A 20,488-nucleotide genomic window follows, 5' to 3' on the forward strand; every position below is an offset into this window, starting at 1 on the left:
GAAAAGAGCATGAAACTACTTGACAATGAAGCGCTAATAGCCTAGATTTACACCAGTTGGAGACCTGGATTTTCAACTAAAAAAGGGACAAATTCTTTTTTATGGGGGAAAATAAAATGATGCATGGATTTTTTTTTGAACCTAAGGAACTTCGCCCCGTCGATAACGAAAAATCCCCAAAATTGAATGAAATAGAGAACCGCCCCGGTTACTACAAATGGTGGGCGAATAAAAAAGATTTCAGGATGATTCTTTCGAAGCTGGGAGCTGATTTTGATACAATTATTCGCGAAAATGTCGTTGAATGTTTTGATGAATTTTATTGTGTTTATGTGGGAATTGCCGTAAAGGAGTCCGTGCGGTCAAGAATTAATTGGCATGTGAATGACAAGCACGATAAAAAGAGAGTCGAGAAAGGTTACCTTTCAACTTTACGTCAAACAATTTCGAGTATTGTTGCAAATAATCAACTGGCCAAAAAAGAAACGAACGATTTTATAGATCGCCTAAAAGTAGAAGTATTCTATAGCAATTATGAAATCAATTCCATCGAAGCCAAGACGGAAATTGAAAAAATCGAAAAGGACCTCATTCAAGCCAAATTACGAGTCCTGAATATCCGCGACAACGAACATCCGTCGGCACAAAGCATGAAAAAAACGTTGCAAAAGCTTCGTAAAGAAAGCAAGGCCAAAGCTTTGGAGTGATCAGATAAAAGACATATAAGCGTTTCAGCTGTCCACCCTTCTGGCCAAAACTGCAACATGCTGTCGCAGTATTTCGTGCACCTCGCCAGAAAGAACCTTGACATCTGCCGATACATCGGAAATATCCCTTGTGTTCTGGGCGGTTTGCAGCGCCAGCGGAGTGACACCCGAACCATTGAGCAGTAAGCCTTCCGATACGGCGTAATCCTTCAACTGTTTGAAAAGGCGGATGAGCGCCTTGCTCTGCGCTGTCGCCTGCTCGCCCTTAAGAACAGTCATGAGCATGTAAATACCCTGCTCGGTAAATGCGTAGGGTGGCTTCCGAGATCCTCCCCATCTTGATATCGGAATTTCCGATATCAAGTTTAAGGATTCATTTACCCTCTATCCCTCGCGACCATCTACAGCACGATCACGGATTTTGGGGCGTAGATTTTGGAACTTATGCTCCTTTTGGCATCTAAGCCCAAGGAAATCAAACTATTCGGTTCCATCAAGAAATCAATGACGTTCATGGTTAAAATTCCATTTTCGTCATAGAAAGCCGGCACAAAATCCTTTGTGACGACAATTTTCTTGAACGAATCCCGAACCGTCTTGAACGGCCTAATTTCCTGGGCCCTTTTTTCATTATCCGGCATTGAAAATGCCGACTGAATGTAGTAACGCTGCGACCCAAGATTACAGACAAAATCTATTTCAAGGTTCTTGCGGGAAACAGACCCGTTCTCGTTCTTTTGCGCTAGCTCCACCACGCCAACATCCACGTTAAAACCGCGATATAGCAGTTCATTGTATATGGCGTTTTCCATCAGGTGCGTTTCCTCGAACTGCCTAAAATTGAGTCTCGCATTTCGGAGTCCCAAGTCTGCAAAATAGAACTTCTTCGGAGCACCGATATATCGTTTGCCCTTGATGTCATAGCGCGAAGCCGAACTTATCATGAAAGCATCTTCCAGATAATCGATAAATTTCGCTACGGTATTGCGGGTTATCTTGGACTTCTTTTCACTATGGAAGGTGTTCGTTATCTTTTCTGCACTCGACAGTGAACCCACTGACGAAGACAAGACATCAATCAAGTCCCTTAAATCATTTTCGTTCCTGATTTTGTTCCGCTTGACGACATCGCGAATATAGACTTCATCAAAAAGACTCGACAGGATATGACGTTTCTTTTCGGCATTACTTTCCTGTGCCACAAGTGGCAGACCACCATAAAGCAGATACTCCGCAAAGCCCTGGTACTTGTCCCCAGAAAAATTTTCCATGAACTCGCTAAAAGAAAGCGGCAACAAATGAATCTGGTCGCTTCTCCCCGCAAATTCTGTAATCAAGTCCTTCGACAGAAACTTCGCATTGCTCCCCGTTACAAAAATTTCAAATTCCGGTTTCCGAAGATACGAATTCAAGACCGACTCAAACGCACCCAGCTCCTGGATTTCGTCCAACAACAAGAAATACCGTTCACCTTCCTTGGTATGCGTTTTCAGATAGTCCATAAATTTTGCCGGATCCACCTGCTTTTTCTTCAACTGTAGTTCAATCGGATTTTCGCCGATTCGTTCAAGGTCTTCGGCGGAATCGAAAGCAAACCGGATTATATGTTCTGCATCCGTTACATTGTATTTCAAGTAATCGTAAAAGAGGGTGTTCAACAGAAAGGACTTGCCGGAACGCCGAATTCCGGTAATCACCTTGATAAAACCATTCCCGATGGAATGGACCAATTTGTCCAGATAGACCTGTCTTTTGAACATTTTTCGCCCTTTTTAGGAATTATTTTTGCATATTATAACGTTTTTCATTCCTAATATATATAATTTTAGTGGAAAACGAGTATATTAGGAATTATTTTTGCATATTTTACATTTTTTCATTCGTATTGTAAATGCCTTTCCTGGTGTTGAGTGCCGTTAATCTTCTGGCCCTAATCCTTCTGCCTCCCGGGCCCACTGGTCATCGAGATCGGGATGTTCCTTGCGAAAACGCCTTAGGGCTTTATGGATTTCCCAATCCAGGTTCAAGTTTTCGGCTTGGCACTTGGGCTTCAGCTCGTTGTAGAGTTCTTTTACTTTTTCTTCGAGTGTCATAATTTGCTCCTTTTTTGCAATTTAAATTTATCCAATAATTTATGTCAAATATTGACATTTTCATTCAACCTTAACTCGTTAATCATCGTTTCGAGATTGCAAGGCTCGCCGTCGCCGTGGAATTCGGCTCCGGGTCTCGGGTCTTTATAGTTTCCCTTTTCGACCTTCTTCTCGTATTCCGCTTCGGCGAGCGTCCACTTGGCGATGATTGACTTTGCGACGGTCTCGACGTCTTCGGAAAGGCTGGTCTGCAAGAACCAGAAATACTGCCCGAAACTACGGTTCTTGACGCGAATTTCCTGCTTGCACTCGGGGCAATATGCGGTCGCGCGGGAACTGCCCGAAAGCGGGGACCCGGTGAAGCTGCGGATGACCGCCGTTCCGCCGCACTTGCACTCGACTTTGAACTGGTCGGTTTCCCAGATGCGCAGAAGTGTCGCAAGCCTGAGGCCGACCCTGACGATGCTGCCTGCAATGTTGAACGCCCTTGAGGTGTGCAGGGGGCCTACGTAGAGCCCGCCGCCCTTGATGGCGTAGTGGGCGTCTATGTTCGCGTAGCGCGGTGTCGCGAGGATTTCGTCCCGGTGGCGCATGATGAGGTCCAGGTTGTCGAACAGCAATTTCTTCTTGCGCTCGAAACGCTTCTCCTGGAGTTCGTGCAGTTCCTCTTGCTCTTTTCTCTCCTTTTCCATTTCGTCGCTAATCAGCTTCAGCCCCGCCGCCTGCCGCTTGCACATTGAGACGAACGATTCCGGATGGGAGTCCGGTTTCTTGAGGTAATCGTTGATAGATCTTGAATCGTCGAATATGATTGCCATGGAAAACCTCCTGGTGTTTTTCTAATATTTGTTTCATATTCGCTATGCATGTATGTAAATATATGCATAAGCACAGTGATTAATATACAAAAAGAGAGCGACAAAAAATGTCACTTGCCAAAAATCGTATTTTTGGGGTTTTTAGGCTTTTTTCAGGATGTTTTCGATATCATCGCGGGTCAGGTACACGCGCTGATTCAACGCTTCGGCAATCCCACAAAGGGCCTTGCGGCATGCCATCAGGATGTTGTAATCCTGCTCGACCACGTTCGTCTCGACCAGCTGAAAATAGTAGCACGCCGCCTGGAACTTCTGGTAATCCGGATCGCTCTTGTAGAGCTCCATGGGCAGTTCCTTCATGACGGTGTCGAGGTCGCACTTGAAATCCTTGCGCATCAGGAATTCCGCGATATGGCCCGCCATCGCGATATGCGCGTCGCCCTCGAGTTCCGTACCCGCGATGTGCGTGGTGCCCGGCTGCTCCCTGGAATTGTTCATCTTCACGTAATCCAGCGGGCGCTTGAACAGGAACGCGACAAGCGCGTGGCCCGCCTCGTGGTTGCACAGTTTCTTGAATTCCTCTTCGCCGAAAAACTCCACCAGCGATTCATGCGTCAAGACTTGTTCCGGCATTGCGAAACTCCTTTGCAGGCCCCTGTTTGGAACCGCGAATCTAGAACTCCAGCCAGCCCGTTTCAAGGCCAGTCACGGGAACAATGCGGCGGGGCGCACAGCCTTCCGGGCCAGTCACCACGGCCATTCCGGTGAGGTAATTCATCCAGCGCCGGGGCGTAAAACGCATGTTACAGAAGTGTGTGAGACACGGAACCACCCAGGCGTCGTGCGTCGCGAAGATGTTGAAGCGTGCAACACCCTTCGAAAGCATCGTCGAAAGCATCTCTCTGGAGCGGCTCGCCAGTGGGTAAAACGCTTCGCGGGTACCGCGGGCCCCTTGCGAGGTCTCGTTTTCTAGCCATGCGCAAATGCCTTCGTAAAACCCGGCGCGCAGCACCTTTTCGAACTCGCCCTGGTCCTGCACGAAAAAATCGCCAAGGCAACCGAGCGGTTCCACATGGACCTCGCGAAGCCCGTGCCCTTCCCCGATGCAACGGGCCGTTTCCATACAGCGTCCTACCGGGCTCGAGAAAAAGACCATGTCGCCGTCGGGGATGCTCCGGCCAAGCGAGAAAGCCTGCTCGCGACCGCGTTCCGTAAGACCCACATGCGCGCCGTAATCGGGGTCGTTAGGCGTAATGTGGTTGCGTTCTCCGTGACGTATCAGGAGGAACACGCGCTCGTCATTCGCCAGCGACTCAAAAAAATCTTTTCCCAAAACAAAGTCCAAGAATGACACAATTCCCTAAAAAATCGTTATCCAAATGACATGCCCAAGCACAAAGCTCAATATGCCGAGCAAGAACCCGCACAAAATGTCCGTGAGCCAATGCACGCCAAAGTACACGCGCAAAAGCCCCCATGTGAGCGGCAAAAGAATCATGATCCAGCCATATTGGGGAACACAAAAGAAAACGGCACTCGCAACCGCCAGGTTGTTCATCGTGTGACCCGAAGGGAAGCTGTACTTGTCGAGCGGCGGAACTTCCGCCTTGATTTGCGGGTTCGCCGCGAACGGGCGCGGGCGTTTGGTATTGAGTTTAACCACCTCGTAAAGCACAAGGCTCACCGCGAGCGCCATGAGCGCCTGCCAGAGGATCGGCAAAAAGCGGTCCCAGCCGACCTTCAAGAAGACGAACAGCGCGAACGCCGCCCAGATGTAGCCGTCGCCAAGGCGCACGTAAAATTTGAGGAGTTTCTCGGTTCCCTTGGAAAAACGGCGATTTGTCCAGTAGACAGACACCCGATTGTCAAATTCTGCTATGCGTTTTAACATCAACCCCAAATCTAGTTTTATTTGAATTTCCTATTTTTCCACGCTGGAAACAAACAATAAAATATAGAGGCTCAACATGCGCGTACTCGTTTTAAACTGCGGCAGCTCCTCCGTGAAGTTTGCCGTCATCGACACCAAGACCAGGGAATCCATTGCAAGCGGCCTCGTCGAGAACATCGGCGTTGACGGCCACACCAAGGCGAAGGGCCCCGAAGGCAAGATCGACTTCAACTTCGACTGCCCCACGCACGCCGAAGCCGTGGACCAGGTCAAAAAGTTCCTCGACACGCAAAAACTCACCGACACCATCGAAGCCATTGGCCACCGCGTAGTGCACGGCGGCAAGTACATCAAGAGCGAAAAGGTGACGCAAGAAGTCATCGACTACATCCGCAGCATCACGCTCTTTGCCCCTCTCCACGAGCCCGCCCACGCAACCGGCATGGAATGCGCCATGAAGTTCTTCCCGGGCCTCCCGCAGGTGGCCGTGTTCGACACCGCCTTCCACCAGACCATGCCGCAAAAGGCCTTCCTCTACGGCATCCCCTACAAGTTTTACGAAGAAGATAAGATCCGCCGTTACGGTGCCCACGGCACCAGCCATCGTTTTGTGACTGCTGAAGCCTGCAAGGTGCTTGGCACCAAGCCCGAAGAGACCTGCCTCATCACGGCCCACCTGGGCAACGGCAGCAGCTGTTCCGCCATTTTGAACGGCAAATGCGTCGACACCACCATGGGCTTCACCCCGCTCGAGGGTCTCATCATGGGCACCCGCTCCGGAAGCCTCGACCCCGCCATCCTCTTTTACATCAGCAAGAAGTACGGCTACGACATCGACCGCCTCGACAAGCTCGTGAACAAGGAATCGGGCCTCCTCGGCCTCTCTGGACTTTCCAACGACATGCGCACCCTGACGCAGGCGGCGAGCGAAGGCAACAAGCAGGCGCAAATCGCCCTCGACGTGTTCTGCTACCGCCTCACCCGCGAAATCGGCGGCATCGCCATGGCCCTTCCGCGCATCGACGCCATCGTCTTTACCGGCGGCATCGGCGAGAACAGCTTCTACGTGCGCAAGCAGGCGCTCGACAACCTCAAGCTCCTCGGTTACCAGGTCGACGAGGAAAGGAACCTCAAGAGCGGCAAGGAATCGAACCACCTCATCACGAAGGACGGCACGCCCAAAGCCATCGTCGTCGCGACCAACGAGGAACTCCTCATCGCCCTCGACACCGAAGCTCTGGTGTGATAGGTACGAGAGCGCCAGCCCTGCACCTATTTTGCAGATTCTAGCGCAAACGGTCTGAAAAGGCTCCGCATTGCGGAGCCTTTCTTTCGTTATTGACACACTACGTGCGTCACTTAATCGTCCAGGTCTGGTTGTTGACGCGGAGGATCTTACGACCCTGCACCTGGGCACTCGCGTTACGCACGTCGGCTTCCGAGACCGGGAGCTTAGCCTGCCACATCACGCGGCCCTGCATGTCGAGGAGAGCCACGCTGCCGTGGCTCTGCATCACGGCATTCTGCCAGGTAGCCTTGGGCTGCGCAATCATCGGGGCAATGCCGTCCTTGGCGTTTTCCTTGCCCAGCACAATAAAGAAGTTCACCGTCACATAGGTGCCGGCAGCATCGGCCGACTTAACACCAATTGCAAAAGTCTCGCCTTCTTCATACGTAGCCTTTTCAACAAAGGAGAACGTCAGGGAATCGCCCTTGATAGCCGCTTCAACTTTTTTAGACAAAGCCGGAGTCATATTGGGCGTATAGGTTAAAGAGTCGTCATCAATATCGCTCACATAATCACTCATATCAACACTCACGGACCACTTCTCTATGTTCTTCACATAGAGCGTATCCGTCTTGAGCAGCACAGGCTTGTCGTTCACCGGAGCAATATCCACGACGATCTGCATTTCAGCCGGAGTGTAGTCGCCATCGGTCGCATACACCGTCACCACAGCCTTGCCACAAGAATCCTTGACCGGCTTAATGGTAATAGAAGCCGTCGTTACAGTCACAGTCATTTTGCCATCATTGCTCTTGGCAGAATACGTCAGCGTTCCGTCAGTCTGGCTCTTGAACCAGCTTGTGTAAATGGCCTTGAGGAAGCTGATACTCTTGGTGGCATCTTCCGTCGTAGACGTATCGACCTTGGCAACAAGAACCTTGGGAACCAAGTTCTCGCCGACCGTAATGGTCACCGTCGTTTCTTCGGACTCCACCTTCTTCGAATTGACTGCCTTATAGGTAAAGGAATCCTCACCCGTAAAGTCGGCGTCGGAGGTGTAGGTAAAGCTGCCGTCTTCCTTAAGTTCAAGTTTGCCGTTCTTGGGCTTTTCAACCAGCACAGCCTTCAAAGTATCCTTGGCATTGTCGGGGTTCTTGTCGTTAGCCAGAACGCCATTCTTGGCAGTCGTCTTGAATTCCGCCCCCTGCAGAGCCTTGAAGGAGTCTGCAACGGCAAGTGGAGGATCGTCCACCGCACTGACCTTGATAATTATGTTCACGCCGACCGTATCTTTGCCCTCGGCGGCAAACAAGAAGAGGGTGTCCGTTCCGTTTGCGTTAGCGACAGACGTCACATCGAATATGTAATCGTTGGCAATTTTGCCCACTTCAGAAACTGTGACAACGCCCTTGTTGCTCTTGATCTTCACTTCGATGCCGGTGGCGCTTATCGCATCAGGGTCAGTGAACACAATATTCGCCGTCGGAATGGAAACTTCAAACGCGTCAAAGTCCTCTTTCACCTCAATAACAGTGCCGAGTTTTTGCGCCTCGTCATTGACATAGATGGTAGAGTCAGTGACCACAACCTTGGCCGGGTCTTCCACGTTCTTCACCGTAATAGTCACCGTGGCAGGTTCACTGGTCTTGGGTTCATAGGAGTCATCTGTACGGGCAACCTCGGTAATCTCGTAGGTAAATACATCTGTACCATAAAAATCGGGATTGGGGACGTAAGTGAAGGAGCCCTTTTCGCTGAATGTCAAAGTACCGTGCAACGGCTCCTTAACCAAAGTCGCAGTGTAGCTATCTTCGTCAGCATCATAGTCGTTGACAAGCACGCCCTTGCTGGCGAGCACCTTGAGAGAATCGTCTTCAGACATGGAGTAGGCGTCGTCGACAGCCACCGGAGCATTTTCATTGTCAATTACGGTAAGGGCGAGTTCGTAGGTGACAGCAGCGTGTTCGCCGTCATCGGCAGTCAGGGTAACCACAGTCTCGCCATCGGTGTTGGAGACAGCCACAATTTTTACCGTTTCGCCCAAACCGAGGTCCTTTGCAACAAGAGCCGTAGCAACGGGATCCGCAAAAGAAACAGACACCAGCGCGTCGCCATCCTTGTCGCTAAAGATACTGGAGAGCTTGATGGAAAGGGTGTCGCCTTCGTTCAAGACGGCCTCACCTTCGGCGTCACCAACAAGGGCTGGCGGGTAAGTAACGCACTTGTCGCCCAAAATGAAGCTTGAAACTTCAACAGTGTTTTCGGCGATGCCGGACTTCTTGGCCATCTCGCTCTTGTAGCTAAACTGGACACCGGTCTGCCTATCCACATTCCACTTAACGGTTACATCGGACTTCCAGCCCTGGGTCAGGTCATCGAAAGCCACAAAAGTTGACTTGAATCCGGTCGAAGCCGGCAAGGTGACACCGTAAAAGTTGCCGTCGCTAATGGAGGATTGCTTAAAATCCAGACGGACCGGCGCCAAAGCCTTATAGGTAACGCAAGCGCCTTTGTACGCAGAAAGCGAGATGTAGGAATCCTTGCAATTTTCCCCATTTTCGTCACAGGTCTGCTTCCAGCCGATGCCGTAGCCCGCGCCCGAATTTGTGCTTGTCGTGGGAACAGAGAAGTCAATCACCTTGACTTCGTTCACGTTCGTCGTATCGACGGTGGCCTTGGTGCCATACTCATAAACGTACGAATATGCCGTTTCGAAAGTGGCTTCGTCTTCGTCGCTCCACACCACAGCGGTGGCGGCGTGGGTGTAGCCGGCCACAATACCGAGGGCCGCTACCGTCAAAAGAGTTTTTGTAACTGTCATAAAGAACTCCTTTCTTTAAAACCGATTAAAACCGCCTGTGCGGCGGACCCCTTACCACGTAATATTAAAATAACAATTTGACGGGCGTCACACAAGAGGGGGGAGGGGGCGGTTTTTGCGGGATGGCCCCAAAAAGCCCCCAAAACAGGCCCTTTTTCGAAAAAAAACGGTTGACGGTCTGCCAGGCGCGGTCTAGCCGCCCAGCGCGTCCAAAATTTCAAAGCGCTCGTATGCCTTCTCGAGCTTGGTCTCGCGGTCGGCGATTTCCTTTTGAAGTTCCACAATGCGGGTGGCGTTGGTGTAGACCTCGGGCTTGGCGAGCTCCGCCTGGAAGCCCGCTATCTCGGCCTCCAGCTTGTCGATTTTTTCGGGGAGAGCGTTGTATTCGCGCTCCTCGTTGTAGCTGCGCTTCTTCTTTTTGGGGGCCGCGGTTTCGGTGGAACTCCCCCCGGTACGGGCAACCTGAGCACGGGTTTGCTCCTCACGGGCCTGCTCTGCGCGAGCGGTCTCCTTGTCGCGCATCTTCTTGTTCGCCTCGTAGTCGCTGTAACCGCCCACCGCCTCGAACACGTTGCCGTTTTCCTCGATGGCAAAAATTCCCGTCGCCACGGTGTCCAAAAAGGCGCGGTCGTGGCTTACAGTGAGCACGGTCCCCTTGTAGTCGGCAAGGAGCTCAGCCAAAAGATCGAGCGTTTCCATGTCGAGGTCGTTGGTGGGTTCGTCCAGCACCAGCACGTTGCTCGGGTGGCTAAACAAGCAAGCGAGCAAAAGACGGTTGCGTTCGCCGCCGCTCAAGGCGCTAATGGGCCCGCGGGCACGCTCGGCCGAAAACAAGAAGTCTTGCAGATAACTTAACACATGGCGTTTAACGCCGTTCAGCGTAATGTAGGCCTGGCCGTCGCCAATGTTCTCGACGAGGCTTTTGTCTTCGCGCAGCCGGGTGCGCATCTGGTCAAAGTAGGCGATTTGCAGGTTGCTCCCCAGGCGCACTTCGCCCTCGTTGGGCTTGAGTTCGCCCAAAATGAGGCGGAGGAGCGTGGTCTTGCCGCTCCCGTTAGGGCCCACAATGCCAATGCGGTCGCCGCGGCTGACCTCGGTCGTAAAATGGCTAATGAGCGGCGCTCCGTCGTAAGTGTACGAGATGTCGGTGAGGCGAGCCACCAGGCGCCCGGATCGCTCGGCTTCGGTAATCTGCATGTTCACCGATCCGGTGCGCGTGCGCCTCTCGGCCCGTTCTTGCCGCATTTTGATGAGCGCACGCACGCGACCCTCGTTACGGGTGCGCCGCGCCTGGATTCCCTTGCGGATCCACACTTCCTCCTCGGCCAAGCGCTTGTCGAACAACGCGTTCGCCTTCTCCTCTTCGGCCAGGGCCTGATCGCGGAACTGCACGAACTTGTCATACGGAAAGTCCCAGCAACGCACGCGTCCGCGGTCCAGTTCAAAAATGCGGGTGGCGGTACGTCGTACAAAGGCGCGGTCGTGACTCACGAACATGACGGCGCAATTCAAACGGGTCACAATCCCCTCGAGCCATTGAATCGCCGGGATATCCAGGTGGTTCGTGGGTTCGTCCAGCAAAAGCAGGTCCGGATCCTCGGCGACGGCCCGTGCAAACAGCACGCGACGCTTTTGCCCGCCACTCAAATCGTCGTAAAAAGCGTCGGCATCAATACCCGTCTTGCCCAGAATCGCCTCGGCATGGGTATTGTGCTGGCCGTCCGCCGAGAGTCCAGCCATCACGATCTCGCGGACAGTCCCCTCGATGTGCGCGGGGATTTCCTGGATCATGCGGCTCACGCGGAGGCCCGCCTTTTTAACAATCTCGCCCGAATTGCTCTCCATTTCGCCCGTCAAAATCTTGAGGAGCGTACTTTTGCCCTCGCCGTTGCGGCCCACAAGGCAAATGCGGTCGCCCGGCTCAATGTCGAACGAAACGTTGTCTAAAAGGGGCGGCCCGCCAAAACGGAGCATTATGTTTTGCGCAGAGAGAATGGGCATGACCCCAATTTAGAATTTTCTACATTACCCCTTGTGAGCCGCCTTTTTCAAATCGTCTTTGCAGCTTGCCTCGCGGGGGCGTCTTTGTTCACGCCCGCTCCGGCGCAAACCGAAGAAGACGACTTCCAACGCTTTGCCATAATCCCGGTAGTTGGCTACACCGAAGAGACCAAGTTCGAATACGGACTCATGGGCAACTTCTTTTTTAAGCCCAGTTTCAAGGGCGGCCGCACCAGTGAACTCGACATTATTGCCTACGCCACCACCGAGGACCAGTACTCGGCCTCCATTGCACCGTTGTTCTTTTTGTTCCACGACCAGCTCTCGGGCAAAGTCTACTTCTTTTACGAAAATTGGACGGGGCGCTTTTACGGGTTCGGCAACGACCCCGACATAGACGACTATCGCAAATTCGAGCGTTCCACGTTCTACACGCAGGGCGAACTCGAAACCAACTTCCTCTTGCCCCGAAAGCTCTCGGCTTTCAAGTACGGGGTCAACTTCGAGTTCAACAACAGCACCTTCAAGCACGAGGACTACGAGGGCGAAATCGTGTACCCCGGCGACGTGGACGGCTGGCGCAACGGCGTGGGCTACCACCTCACCTACGATACGCGCGACAACCTCAACTGGGCCCGCCACGGCTTTTTTGCGCAATGGGAACAGGACATTTACCCCAAGACGCTGGGGGACTTTGACTACAGCGTTTCAAAACTCGACTTGCGCGGCTTCAGTGAATTTATATGGAACACCTCGATGGCCGTGGGCTGCATGTGGAAGCGCGTCAACGGCAACGCCCCGTTCGACATGTTGGCTGGAGCCGATGGCGTCAAACGATTCCGCGGCGTAAAAACAAATTACTTCAACGGGAACCAGGCGCTGTTCCTGCAAACCGAGTTCCGCAAAGCGCTCTTTTGGCGCCTCGCAGGGAACATCTTTTTTGAAGGCGGCAAAACAGGCGAATACTTTAGCGACCTGTGGCGCGAGCAGTGGCACACGGGAGTGGGCTTCGGGGGGCAGCTCGCGCTCAACATGAACGAAAGGCTCTACGCCCGCGCCGACCTCTCGCTTGTGGATTTTAAAAACATTGGGCTCACCTTTTACCTGAGGGAAGCCTTTTAATCCCTTTAGGGCAAAAAAAACGGACTCCTAGGGTCGAAGTCCGTGCTTTTAGCGAAATAGAATTTCTTGATTTAGTCCTTGATGCTCGTCCAGTCGAGTACGCCCTTCTTGTACAGGTAGGTGTAGCCCGCTTCGAGAATCACGAGGAAGCCGAGGAGCACAAAGAGCAGTTCCCAACCGCCGGTCAAGAACTGGACTGTCCACGGGTAGAGGAACGCCACTTCGAGGTCGAACACCAAAAAAAGCATGGCGACCATGTAATATTTGACCGGATAACGCTCGTTGGCGGTACCAGAAACGTGAGCTAGGCCACACTCATACGACGATCCCTTGATCAAAACCTGCTTAATTTTGCCCGGGTGGAGGAACCAGTTGGCAAGGAGGAGGATGGCCGGAATGCAGATAGCCATTATAACCAGGATGGTCATGGCGAAAGTGGTGTCGAAAATTTCAACATTGCTCATAGTGATAAAAAAAATAGTAAAAAACTTTTTTCTGTTAACCCCGTAAAATGTAAAGTATATTTGGGGACATGAAACGAATCATTACATTAATGGGCGTTTTGGGTGTGTTTTCTGCCTTTACGGCCTGTTCTTCTGATACTCCGTCAGCAGCCATGGAAGTGAATGAATTTCCGACTAGCGTTTCCTCAACTGCTGTTCCAGAAACAACATACGTTGATCCGGGCGACTCCACCGTAATCAGGGATTCCGTAATCAATAACGATACGACCATCCACAAACCGGTCTATATCTCTGCCAGCTCGAACGTTTACGACAAGCCCTACATGAGTAGTGGCGAAGTATTCTGCTGGACCGAAGGCTGCGAGGCCAACTACCCCCGCAGTTCCTCCTCCACGGAACAAGCCCCCCAGTCCAGTTCCGACGTGGGCGGAGGCGCCATTACCATCGAGGTCCAAAAAGAAGACCCAGCCAAGGTCGAAGGCAACAAGATGACCGACGTCCGCGACAACAAGACGTACACTGTTGAAACCGTGGCCGGCCGTCTTTGGATGTCCGAGAACATCAAACGCGAATCGCCCACCGGTTCCTATTGCACCACGAACGGCGACGACAAGGATGTTTGCGACCTGTACGGCACGTTCTATACCTATGCCGCGGCGTCATCCTACGCCTGCCCCGGCGGCTGGAGACTCCCGACCGTCGACGAAGTCCAGGCTGCCGCCGCTGCCAAGGACACCACCTGGTGGACCGTTGGCGGGCGTTTCAAGATCGAAGGCGACAACGCCAGCTACGGCCTTGAAAAAGAGCAGGGCTACATTTGGGTCGAGAGCAACGGCGAGTTCAACTCCTGGCGCATCGAAGACTACACCGACAAGCACACGTTACAGCTCCAGAGCGGTTCCGCCAGCGAGCGCGCCTACAACGTCCGTTGCATTCAAAAGAAGGAAGGCGAAGAATAACCACTACTCGGCAACGTACTTCGCGACCTGCTCGCGGAGCCTGCTGCCGCGGATCTTCCCCAGCAAATCAATGATATCTTCGAGCGGAGCCTGCATAAAGGCCTCCGCGCTTTTGTATTTGCTCAAGATCTTTATACGGGTCTCGTGACCCACGCCTGGAATCTTGAGCCACTCCACCTCCAGGTCCTTTTTGCGTTTGCTCCTCTGGTAGGTGATGGCAAAGCGGTGGGCCTCGTCGCGGGCGTTCTGCAGCAATTTGAGCGCGGGGCTCGTGCGGTGCAGCACAATGCTCTTGCGGTCGTCGGGGAACACAATCTCTTCGAGCCGTTTGGCAAGGCCTATCAGGGGCAGGTCCTGATCGTGCCCCAGTTCCTTGAGAATCTGCATGGTGGCGTCCACCTGGCCCTTGCCGCCGTCGCACACCCACAGGTCGGGCATGGGCGTGCCCTCTTCTTCAAGCCGCCTAATGCGGCGGGTCATGACCTCGCGCATGCTCGCGAAGTCGTCGACGCCCTCCACGGTCTTGATGATAAACTTGCGGTAGTTCGCCTTGTCGGGCCGGCCGTTCTTGAAGGCGACCAGGCTTGCCACGGTGTTGGTGCCGCTCAAGTGCGAAATGTCGACGCACTCGATGCGGAAGGGCGTCTTTTTGAGGCCCAGCACCCGCTGGAGCTCAAACACGCTGCCGTCGATTTCGCTGTACTTTTGGATCTCGGCGCGCATCTCGACCAAAATCATGTCGGCGTTCGCCCCAGCCAGTTTGAGGAAGCCCAGCTTTTCGCCGCGCTGCGGGTTGGTGAGCGTAACCTTGTGGCCCGCCCGGGTCGAAAGCGCCTGCATCAAACTCTCGGCGTCGTCGGGGAGTGGCACGTCGGTCGCGATTTCGCCGGGCACAAAGTCCACGTCCATGTACCACTGCAGCACCATTTGCTGCAAAATTTCGGTCTCGTTCTCCTCGAGTTTGCAGTCGAGGCGGTAATGGCGCCGACCGCAAAGTACGCCGTTGCGGTACTCGAATATCACGGCGGCGGCCATGCTGCCGTTGCGGCGCAGGCTCAAAACGTCCATGCACAGGTTCGCGTCGGTCACGTCGGTCTTTTGATGGATCCCCGTCACCTTGAGCGCCTGGATGGCGTCGCGCCTCTTTTTGGCGGTCTCAAAATCCAGCCGCTCGCTCGCCTCCAGCATCTCGCGCTCCCAAAGGGCAATCAGGTCGTCGCGCTTGCCGTTCAGCAGCATTTGCGTTTGCTCTACCGACTTACGGTACTCCTCGGGCGTAACAAGCCCGGCGCAGGGGGCGTTGCAGCGGCCTATGTGGTAGTTGAGACAGGGTCGCGCCGGCTTGGCGAGCGGGAGCTTGAGCGAGCATTCCCGAATCTGGAACAGCCTCGCCGCGATATCCTGGAGCTGGGCTATCATGCGGGAACCCATGTACGGGCCGTAGTACTGGCAGCCGTCCTTGTGAACCGCCCGGCTCAAAAAAAGCCTGGGGAACGGCTCGTGGACCGAGAACGCCAAGTACGGGAAATGCTTGTCGTCCTTGAGTTCCACGTTGTACTTGGGCGTGTGCTTGCGCACCAGGTTGGCCTCCAAAATGAGGGCCTCGGCCTCGCTCTCGGTAATAATCCACTCGATATCCCGTATAAACGGCAGCATGAGCGTGGCGGCCCTATGTCCGCTGTGGTCGCTCCCGTCAAAGTAGCTGCGCACGCGGTTCTTGAGGACCTTCGCCTTGCCAATGTAGATGATCTTCCCCTGGGCATTGCGCATAATGTAAACCCCCGGCAGGGCCGGGAGCTCCGCCAAGCGTCGCTCTATGTGCTCGGAAACGGGAACCATGGGTAGAATTATAGTCATTTTTTTTCTATCTACCCCGTCCGTTTTTTTATATATCTTATTATAGGTATACCATACCCCCTGAAATTACGGAGTAACTAAATGAATCTAGATAACATCAATCTCCTTTCGCAAAAGGTCGACGGGGTACTCGCTACAGTCCGCGGCCTGCGCCAAGAAGTGGCCAGCCTCAAGCAAAGCCTTGCCGGGGCCAAGGCCGAACTCCAGGACAAGAATACGCTCCTGGAAACCGCCAACGCAAACCTCATGGACTGCAAGGCCGCCCTGGACGCCCGCGCGAACCAAGTCGCCGCCCAGGACGACGCCCTGAACAAAAAGCAGGAAGAGGTCGACTTCTTGAAGATGCAGATTGATGAAAACGGTGCCAAGATCCAGTCGATGAACATGCAGATTGAAGAAAAGGACGGCATCATCAACAGCCTCAACAGCCAGCTCGCCGGCAAGGTCGCAAACATCGAGAGCCTCAACGGGCAAATCGCCGGCAGGGATGCGGCAATCGAGCGCCTCAACGCCGAACTGACCGAAAAAGTCAACTGCATCGAAAAGCTGAACGAGACCATCCAAGCGCAGGGCGAAGAGATCACCGAGGCGCAGGAAAAGTTCAAGCAGCTTCTCTCCACCATCGAGACGGAACTGGGTACGGAATTTACGCTGGACGGCACCGCTGCCCCTGCAGCCGAGGCGCCTACCGCGGAACAACCCGCCGAGGAACAGCCCGTCGCCGAAGAACCTGCGCCGGCCGAAGAAGCCCCTGCCCAGGAAGCCGTCAAAGAGCCGGTAGCCGAACCCGAGAGCGCCGCCGAACCCGCGACCCCCGAACCCTCCGTAGAAATTTCCGAAGACATCAACCCCGACGAACCGGTCCTCGACTTCAACCAGATTTCTGAAGACGAAGAGGACGAACCCATTGAGGTTCATGGCGCCAATGAAAAGGACAACGATTTATTTTCGACGAGCAATGGAGGCTCGTCTACAAATTTTTTCGGATAAGGATGCTGATGGACGATGATCCATTCGGCGTAGGAATGCGATAATGCCAGAACTCGAATCTCACAGACCTTTAAGCGTGACCGTCGCCTCGGAACGGCTTCAGATCCGTACAGATTTGTCTGACGCGGACCTGAAGGAAATCCTCGACTACATTGCCGAGCGTTACGAAGGTTACAAAAAGTACAACCTGGAAGCCAGCAAACGCATGGCCCTGCTCGCCCTCGAAATGGGCCAGCAAATCTTTGAGCTGCGCAAGCGTCTCCACCAGGCCAAGGTGCTCAAGGAGCAAATGGACCAGGGGATCAAGGACATCACGTCGCTGCTCGAGGAGGGGATCGACCACTCCAAGGAATGGGGGTAAATCAAGGTTTTACACAAAAGTGACAAACAAAGTGCAAAATCTAGCGATAAAATACTTGTTTTATTGAGTGAACGAGAATATATTATAGTCAAGGCACCTCACGGATTAACGCCCGATCTAACAAGATTAAAACAGCTCGTTGCTCTTGTGGTCAAGTTTAGGCGCGCTTCGACGCGAAAAACGAAATCCCAAGGCACTGCTATCCATTTTAGATGAGTAGCTTCGAGTGTTCCACCGTGTTTGTGTGCCTAACCTTTAAAAAAAAGCGCTCGGTCAATCGACCGAGCGTCTTTTTTTAGGACTTGCCCCCAGGCCAAAACTACCTGTCGCGGCGATACCCGCTAAGGGCCAAAAGTATTAGCGCCGGCGTGTAGAAGTACCACACAAAGTTGTTGGCAACGGTCGCCACGATCTCTTGCAGGCTGTGGTCGGCGCCGGTCGCCAAGGAAATGCCCACACAGGCGTCGCAGCAAAAGAATAGAATCATGCCGCGCTTGATATTGCGCGCGTTCTTTGCCGGGAAGTAGCCTTTTTTGGGAGCCTGCCACGCCACAATCAAACTGCAAATGAGGAAGGCGCCGTAGGTAGCCACGGTGGGGATGGTCGGCCCGCCGAACACGCCAAACAAGTGGAGCGCGTTGCAAATGAACATCACAACGAACGGCACCACAATAATGCCCGGCGTATGCTTGTCGTCATCGCTCTCGCGGGTATGCCTGTAAATGAACAGCGCCTGGACCACCATAAAAAAACAAATGCCGAGCAGCGTGTAGTCGCCGCTGTGCTCAAACAGGCTCGCCACATTGTGGAGGATCTTGAGGCAAAAGTCCGCGCACAGGGCGAACACAAAGCTGAGCTGCAAAAAGCGGCGATCCCGCTTGCACAAGGCATCCTTGCCAATAAAGAGGGCGACAATGGTCATAATTGCCGTCACAGCGAACTTGGCATAATTTTGGAAATGGCTGGAATCCACCAGGCACTGTTCAACGGCACCGCACTGGTAAAATACATACCAGTCGCGAACAAAGAACGCCACGGCAAGAATCGTGACGACAATTAAAAATGCGGTTATGTGTATTCTTTTCATCATAACCGCAATAATAGTAAATTCTACCTTATGTTGTTTGTACTTTTTTATACAACCATCAGTAAACTATCCATCAATGTACCATCCGCTGTAAGAGCGTTTTACCGCGATTATTGCGAACTTGTACAAGGTAGGCGCCGCGAGGCAATCCCTGGAGTGAGAGCGTGGCCGAGCCAACCACCTCTTGGCGCTTTACCAAGACTCCCTGCATGTCGTACACGTTCACATGCAGTTGCTGACGCGGGGCAGTCAATTCCAATTCGGCGCCACGACGGGCAACGCGAATGCCTGTCGTCGAGGTGTCGGGCTCCACGTAGGGGTGGTCCGGGTCGTTCACCACCACCTTGATGTCCACAGAGCTTTCACAGCCCACCGCATTGGTGTAGGTGCCCGTATAAACGCCGCTCATGGTCCCGTCCATGTTCTTGAAGCGCACTTCGCGGCCCGCATAGCTAAAGCCGTTGGGGCCAGACCACAGCCAACGCCCGCCGTCATAGGGATGCGGGCCAATCACCAGGGAATCGCCCTTGTTGGGTTCCACTGAGGTCGTCTCGTTCCAACCGCCGTCATGCACCTTCACGTAGGGAATCAAGTCGCTGGGCGTGCACTGACCGCCCGCACCCGGGTCCACGTCGGCCACCACCAGCGTCGTCACCGTGTTCGACGGGGCCGTCATGGCAATCGCCTTGTTCGCGACCTTCAAATCCGAGAGAGCCTTGAGACTCCCGGGCAAGGCGAACTGGTGGACCTTCACCGTCGAGCCTGCCGATTCGAACCCGCTCAAGTCAAAACTGTAATTCACGTCGCTAGAACCGCTGTTGCGCACCACAATCACAAGCGCCCCGTCGGGCCTGAGCGCCGCCAATGTATTGCCATTGTCGCTTGCGATAATGCGGGAGCCCGGACGGATAAACCGGCTGAATGCGGCATGCATGTAATAGCGCGGGCCATACGAAAACGTTTGCTTGCTGTGGTTCATGGCGAAGGTGCGCCAGTTCTCGGCGGGGTCGCCCAGCTGCCAGTCTATCCACGCCTCTGCCTTCATGTCGCGCAGGTCCTGGATAATCACGTTCGCCATCCACAGCGTGATGTTCTCGTCACCGCTCTTGTGCAGCGGTCCCGTCTCCGATTGCCACAGGCGCTTGCCCAGGGCAAAGGCGCGGTTATACAGTTGCGCACGGTAGCTGCCGTCCGAATAGCTGTGCGTGTTCACCTGGCCCAGGTACGAAAGCGCCTCGGCAGTGTAGTTGCCCAGCTGGTCATGAGCCTGCTTAATCGAGGTCTCGTCGGCGGCGCTCACCATGGTCTCCGGGAACAGCCCCTTGCTCTTGAGCGCCTTGCCCAGCTCCACAATCATCTTGGACTGGTTGTTCTTAAAACCGCAGCCCTCCTGGTCGCCGTTCGCCTTCCACCAGCCGGCGCTCGGCTCGTTGAACGGCTCCACCGTGCGGAAGGTGACGCCCCATTCCGTCTTGAAGTGCTTCGCCACCTCGGAGAGGTACTCGGCAAAATCGTCAAAGTAATCTTCCTTGAGGTTGTCGCTGCCGTCGTTCGAGCCCGACACGCAACCGCTCTTGGTCATCCACCACGGCGGCGAATTGCTGAACGCCTCGTAAATCGGGTCCTTCACCCTCTTGTTGAGCGCCATCAAAATGTTGCGCTGCCCCGGATCCGCCGACCAGTCGTAACTGCCCGATTCACTAGTCTTGTAACCCGGCACCTTGCCACCGCCATCGCCCTTGGTCAAATGGTTGTGACCCGGCTGGTCTCCGCCGCCAATGTTGTAACGGAAAATCGTGTAGCCCAAGCCCGTATCGGGGTCGGCAATCGCGCCCACCAGCTTTTGGTAGTTCGCTTCGTCCCAGGCGCCCGCCTTCACAGCCCACCAGCACAGGCTAGAGCCCCAGCCCTCAAAGGTCTGGTACTTTTTGGAAGGGTCCACGACGACCTTCGTTTGCGCCATGGAATTTGCGGCAAGGGCCGCCATGGCGAAGACCGCCATCATTAAATACTTGCTCCAGTATTTCATAAACCAACTCCTTGATGTAAATATATATGTTAAACGCCCGAAAGTCAAATGTGGACAAAA

19 protein-coding genes are annotated in these 20,488 nt (G+C 53.7%); 6 read left to right on the forward strand and 13 right to left on the reverse strand.

All coding sequences use genetic code 11. The features are described from left to right. Positions 1 to 101: 101 nt before the first annotated feature. Positions 102 to 707 (forward strand): GIY-YIG nuclease family protein, encoded by a 606-nt coding sequence (locus BUB55_RS08270; RefSeq protein WP_200778523.1) that lies wholly within the window; start codon positions 102 to 104, stop codon positions 705 to 707. Positions 708 to 731: 24 nt separating this feature from the next. Here the strand turns inward: BUB55_RS08270 and BUB55_RS08275 are convergent, their stop codons facing one another. The 7 genes from BUB55_RS08275 to BUB55_RS08300 all read right to left on the reverse strand — a co-directional run bounded on the left by BUB55_RS08275 (position 732) and on the right by BUB55_RS08300 (position 5,509). Continuing rightward, positions 732 to 1,070: an ORF6N domain-containing protein gene (locus BUB55_RS08275; protein ID WP_369828160.1), complete on the reverse strand. Its 339-nt coding sequence runs from the start codon at positions 1,068 to 1,070 to the stop codon at positions 732 to 734. Positions 1,071 to 1,108: 38 nt separating this feature from the next. Continuing rightward, positions 1,109 to 2,467 (reverse strand): ATP-binding protein, encoded by a 1,359-nt coding sequence (locus BUB55_RS08280; RefSeq protein WP_073189884.1) that lies wholly within the window; start codon positions 2,465 to 2,467, stop codon positions 1,109 to 1,111. Between the two features lie 156 nt (positions 2,468 to 2,623). Beyond that, positions 2,624 to 2,800, reverse strand: coding sequence for a hypothetical protein (locus BUB55_RS14220; protein ID WP_159431948.1), 177 nt, complete (start codon positions 2,798 to 2,800; stop codon positions 2,624 to 2,626). A gap of 44 nt (positions 2,801 to 2,844) precedes the next feature. Further along, positions 2,845 to 3,618, reverse strand: a complete 774-nt coding sequence (locus BUB55_RS08285) for a hypothetical protein (protein ID WP_073189886.1) — start codon at positions 3,616 to 3,618, stop codon at positions 2,845 to 2,847. Positions 3,619 to 3,759: 141 nt separating this feature from the next. Then, entirely contained in the window at positions 3,760 to 4,251 is a 492-nt protein-coding gene (locus tag BUB55_RS08290) for a hypothetical protein (protein ID WP_073189888.1), read from the reverse strand. A gap of 40 nt (positions 4,252 to 4,291) precedes the next feature. After that, positions 4,292 to 4,951 carry a histidine phosphatase family protein gene (locus BUB55_RS08295; RefSeq protein ID WP_234971865.1) on the reverse strand — a complete coding sequence of 220 codons (660 nt, stop codon included), beginning with the start codon at positions 4,949 to 4,951 and terminating at the stop codon, positions 4,292 to 4,294. 27 nt (positions 4,952 to 4,978) lie between these two features. Beyond that, a complete protein-coding gene (locus BUB55_RS08300) occupies positions 4,979 to 5,509 on the reverse strand; it encodes a phosphatase PAP2 family protein (protein WP_073189892.1) in 531 nt (176 codons plus the stop codon). A 76-nt stretch (positions 5,510 to 5,585) separates the two neighbouring features. Between BUB55_RS08300 and BUB55_RS08305 the strand changes: the two genes are divergently transcribed. Further along, a complete protein-coding gene (locus BUB55_RS08305) occupies positions 5,586 to 6,755 on the forward strand; it encodes an acetate/propionate family kinase (protein WP_073189894.1) in 1,170 nt (389 codons plus the stop codon). 109 nt (positions 6,756 to 6,864) lie between these two features. On the opposite strand, the gene BUB55_RS08310 is transcribed toward BUB55_RS08305, so the two are convergent. Together BUB55_RS08310 and BUB55_RS08315 are read right to left on the reverse strand one after the other, a co-directional pair. Next, positions 6,865 to 9,558 carry an Ig-like domain-containing protein gene (locus tag BUB55_RS08310; RefSeq protein WP_083596940.1) on the reverse strand — a complete coding sequence of 898 codons (2,694 nt, stop codon included), beginning with the start codon at positions 9,556 to 9,558 and terminating at the stop codon, positions 6,865 to 6,867. Between the two features lie 192 nt (positions 9,559 to 9,750). After that, positions 9,751 to 11,559 (reverse strand): ATP-binding cassette domain-containing protein, encoded by a 1,809-nt coding sequence (locus BUB55_RS08315; RefSeq protein ID WP_073189898.1) that lies wholly within the window; start codon positions 11,557 to 11,559, stop codon positions 9,751 to 9,753. 33 nt (positions 11,560 to 11,592) lie between these two features. Here BUB55_RS08315 and BUB55_RS08320 point away from each other — a divergent pair, with 33 nt between their 5' ends. Beyond that, a complete protein-coding gene (locus BUB55_RS08320; RefSeq protein WP_234971866.1) occupies positions 11,593 to 12,681 on the forward strand; it encodes a BamA/TamA family outer membrane protein in 1,089 nt (362 codons plus the stop codon). A 71-nt stretch (positions 12,682 to 12,752) separates the two neighbouring features. On the opposite strand, the gene BUB55_RS08325 is transcribed toward BUB55_RS08320, so the two are convergent. Then, positions 12,753 to 13,145, reverse strand: a complete 393-nt coding sequence (locus BUB55_RS08325) for an NADH-quinone oxidoreductase subunit A (protein WP_073189900.1) — start codon at positions 13,143 to 13,145, stop codon at positions 12,753 to 12,755. A 68-nt stretch (positions 13,146 to 13,213) separates the two neighbouring features. On the opposite strand from BUB55_RS08325, the gene BUB55_RS08330 reads away from it, so the two are divergent. After that, a complete protein-coding gene (locus tag BUB55_RS08330) occupies positions 13,214 to 14,104 on the forward strand; it encodes an FISUMP domain-containing protein (protein WP_083596941.1) in 891 nt (296 codons plus the stop codon). 3 nt (positions 14,105 to 14,107) lie between these two features. On the opposite strand, the gene uvrC is transcribed toward BUB55_RS08330, so the two are convergent. Beyond that, complete coding sequence (uvrC, locus tag BUB55_RS08335; RefSeq protein ID WP_073189904.1) at positions 14,108 to 15,961, reverse strand: excinuclease ABC subunit UvrC; 1,854 nt, start codon at positions 15,959 to 15,961, stop codon at positions 14,108 to 14,110. Between the two features lie 81 nt (positions 15,962 to 16,042). On the opposite strand from uvrC, the gene BUB55_RS08340 reads away from it, so the two are divergent. Together BUB55_RS08340 and BUB55_RS08345 are read left to right on the forward strand one after the other, a co-directional pair. Further along, the gene (locus BUB55_RS08340) at positions 16,043 to 16,951 is read left to right on the forward strand and encodes a hypothetical protein (protein ID WP_073189905.1); all 909 of its coding nucleotides are present in this window, start codon (positions 16,043 to 16,045) and stop codon (positions 16,949 to 16,951) included. A gap of 43 nt (positions 16,952 to 16,994) precedes the next feature. Next, positions 16,995 to 17,312: a hypothetical protein gene (locus BUB55_RS08345; protein WP_073189907.1), complete on the forward strand. Its 318-nt coding sequence runs from the start codon at positions 16,995 to 16,997 to the stop codon at positions 17,310 to 17,312. A gap of 319 nt (positions 17,313 to 17,631) precedes the next feature. Here the strand turns inward: BUB55_RS08345 and BUB55_RS08350 are convergent, their stop codons facing one another. Continuing rightward, positions 17,632 to 18,402: a lysoplasmalogenase family protein gene (locus BUB55_RS08350; RefSeq protein WP_073189909.1), complete on the reverse strand. Its 771-nt coding sequence runs from the start codon at positions 18,400 to 18,402 to the stop codon at positions 17,632 to 17,634. Between the two features lie 70 nt (positions 18,403 to 18,472). After that, positions 18,473 to 20,428, reverse strand: a complete 1,956-nt coding sequence (locus tag BUB55_RS08355) for a glycoside hydrolase (protein WP_073189910.1) — start codon at positions 20,426 to 20,428, stop codon at positions 18,473 to 18,475. Positions 20,429 to 20,488: the final 60 nt, after the last annotated feature.

The sequence above is a fragment of the Fibrobacter sp. UWP2 genome (genome assembly GCF_900141705.1).
Classification (GTDB): Bacteria; Fibrobacterota; Fibrobacteria; order Fibrobacterales; family Fibrobacteraceae; genus Fibrobacter.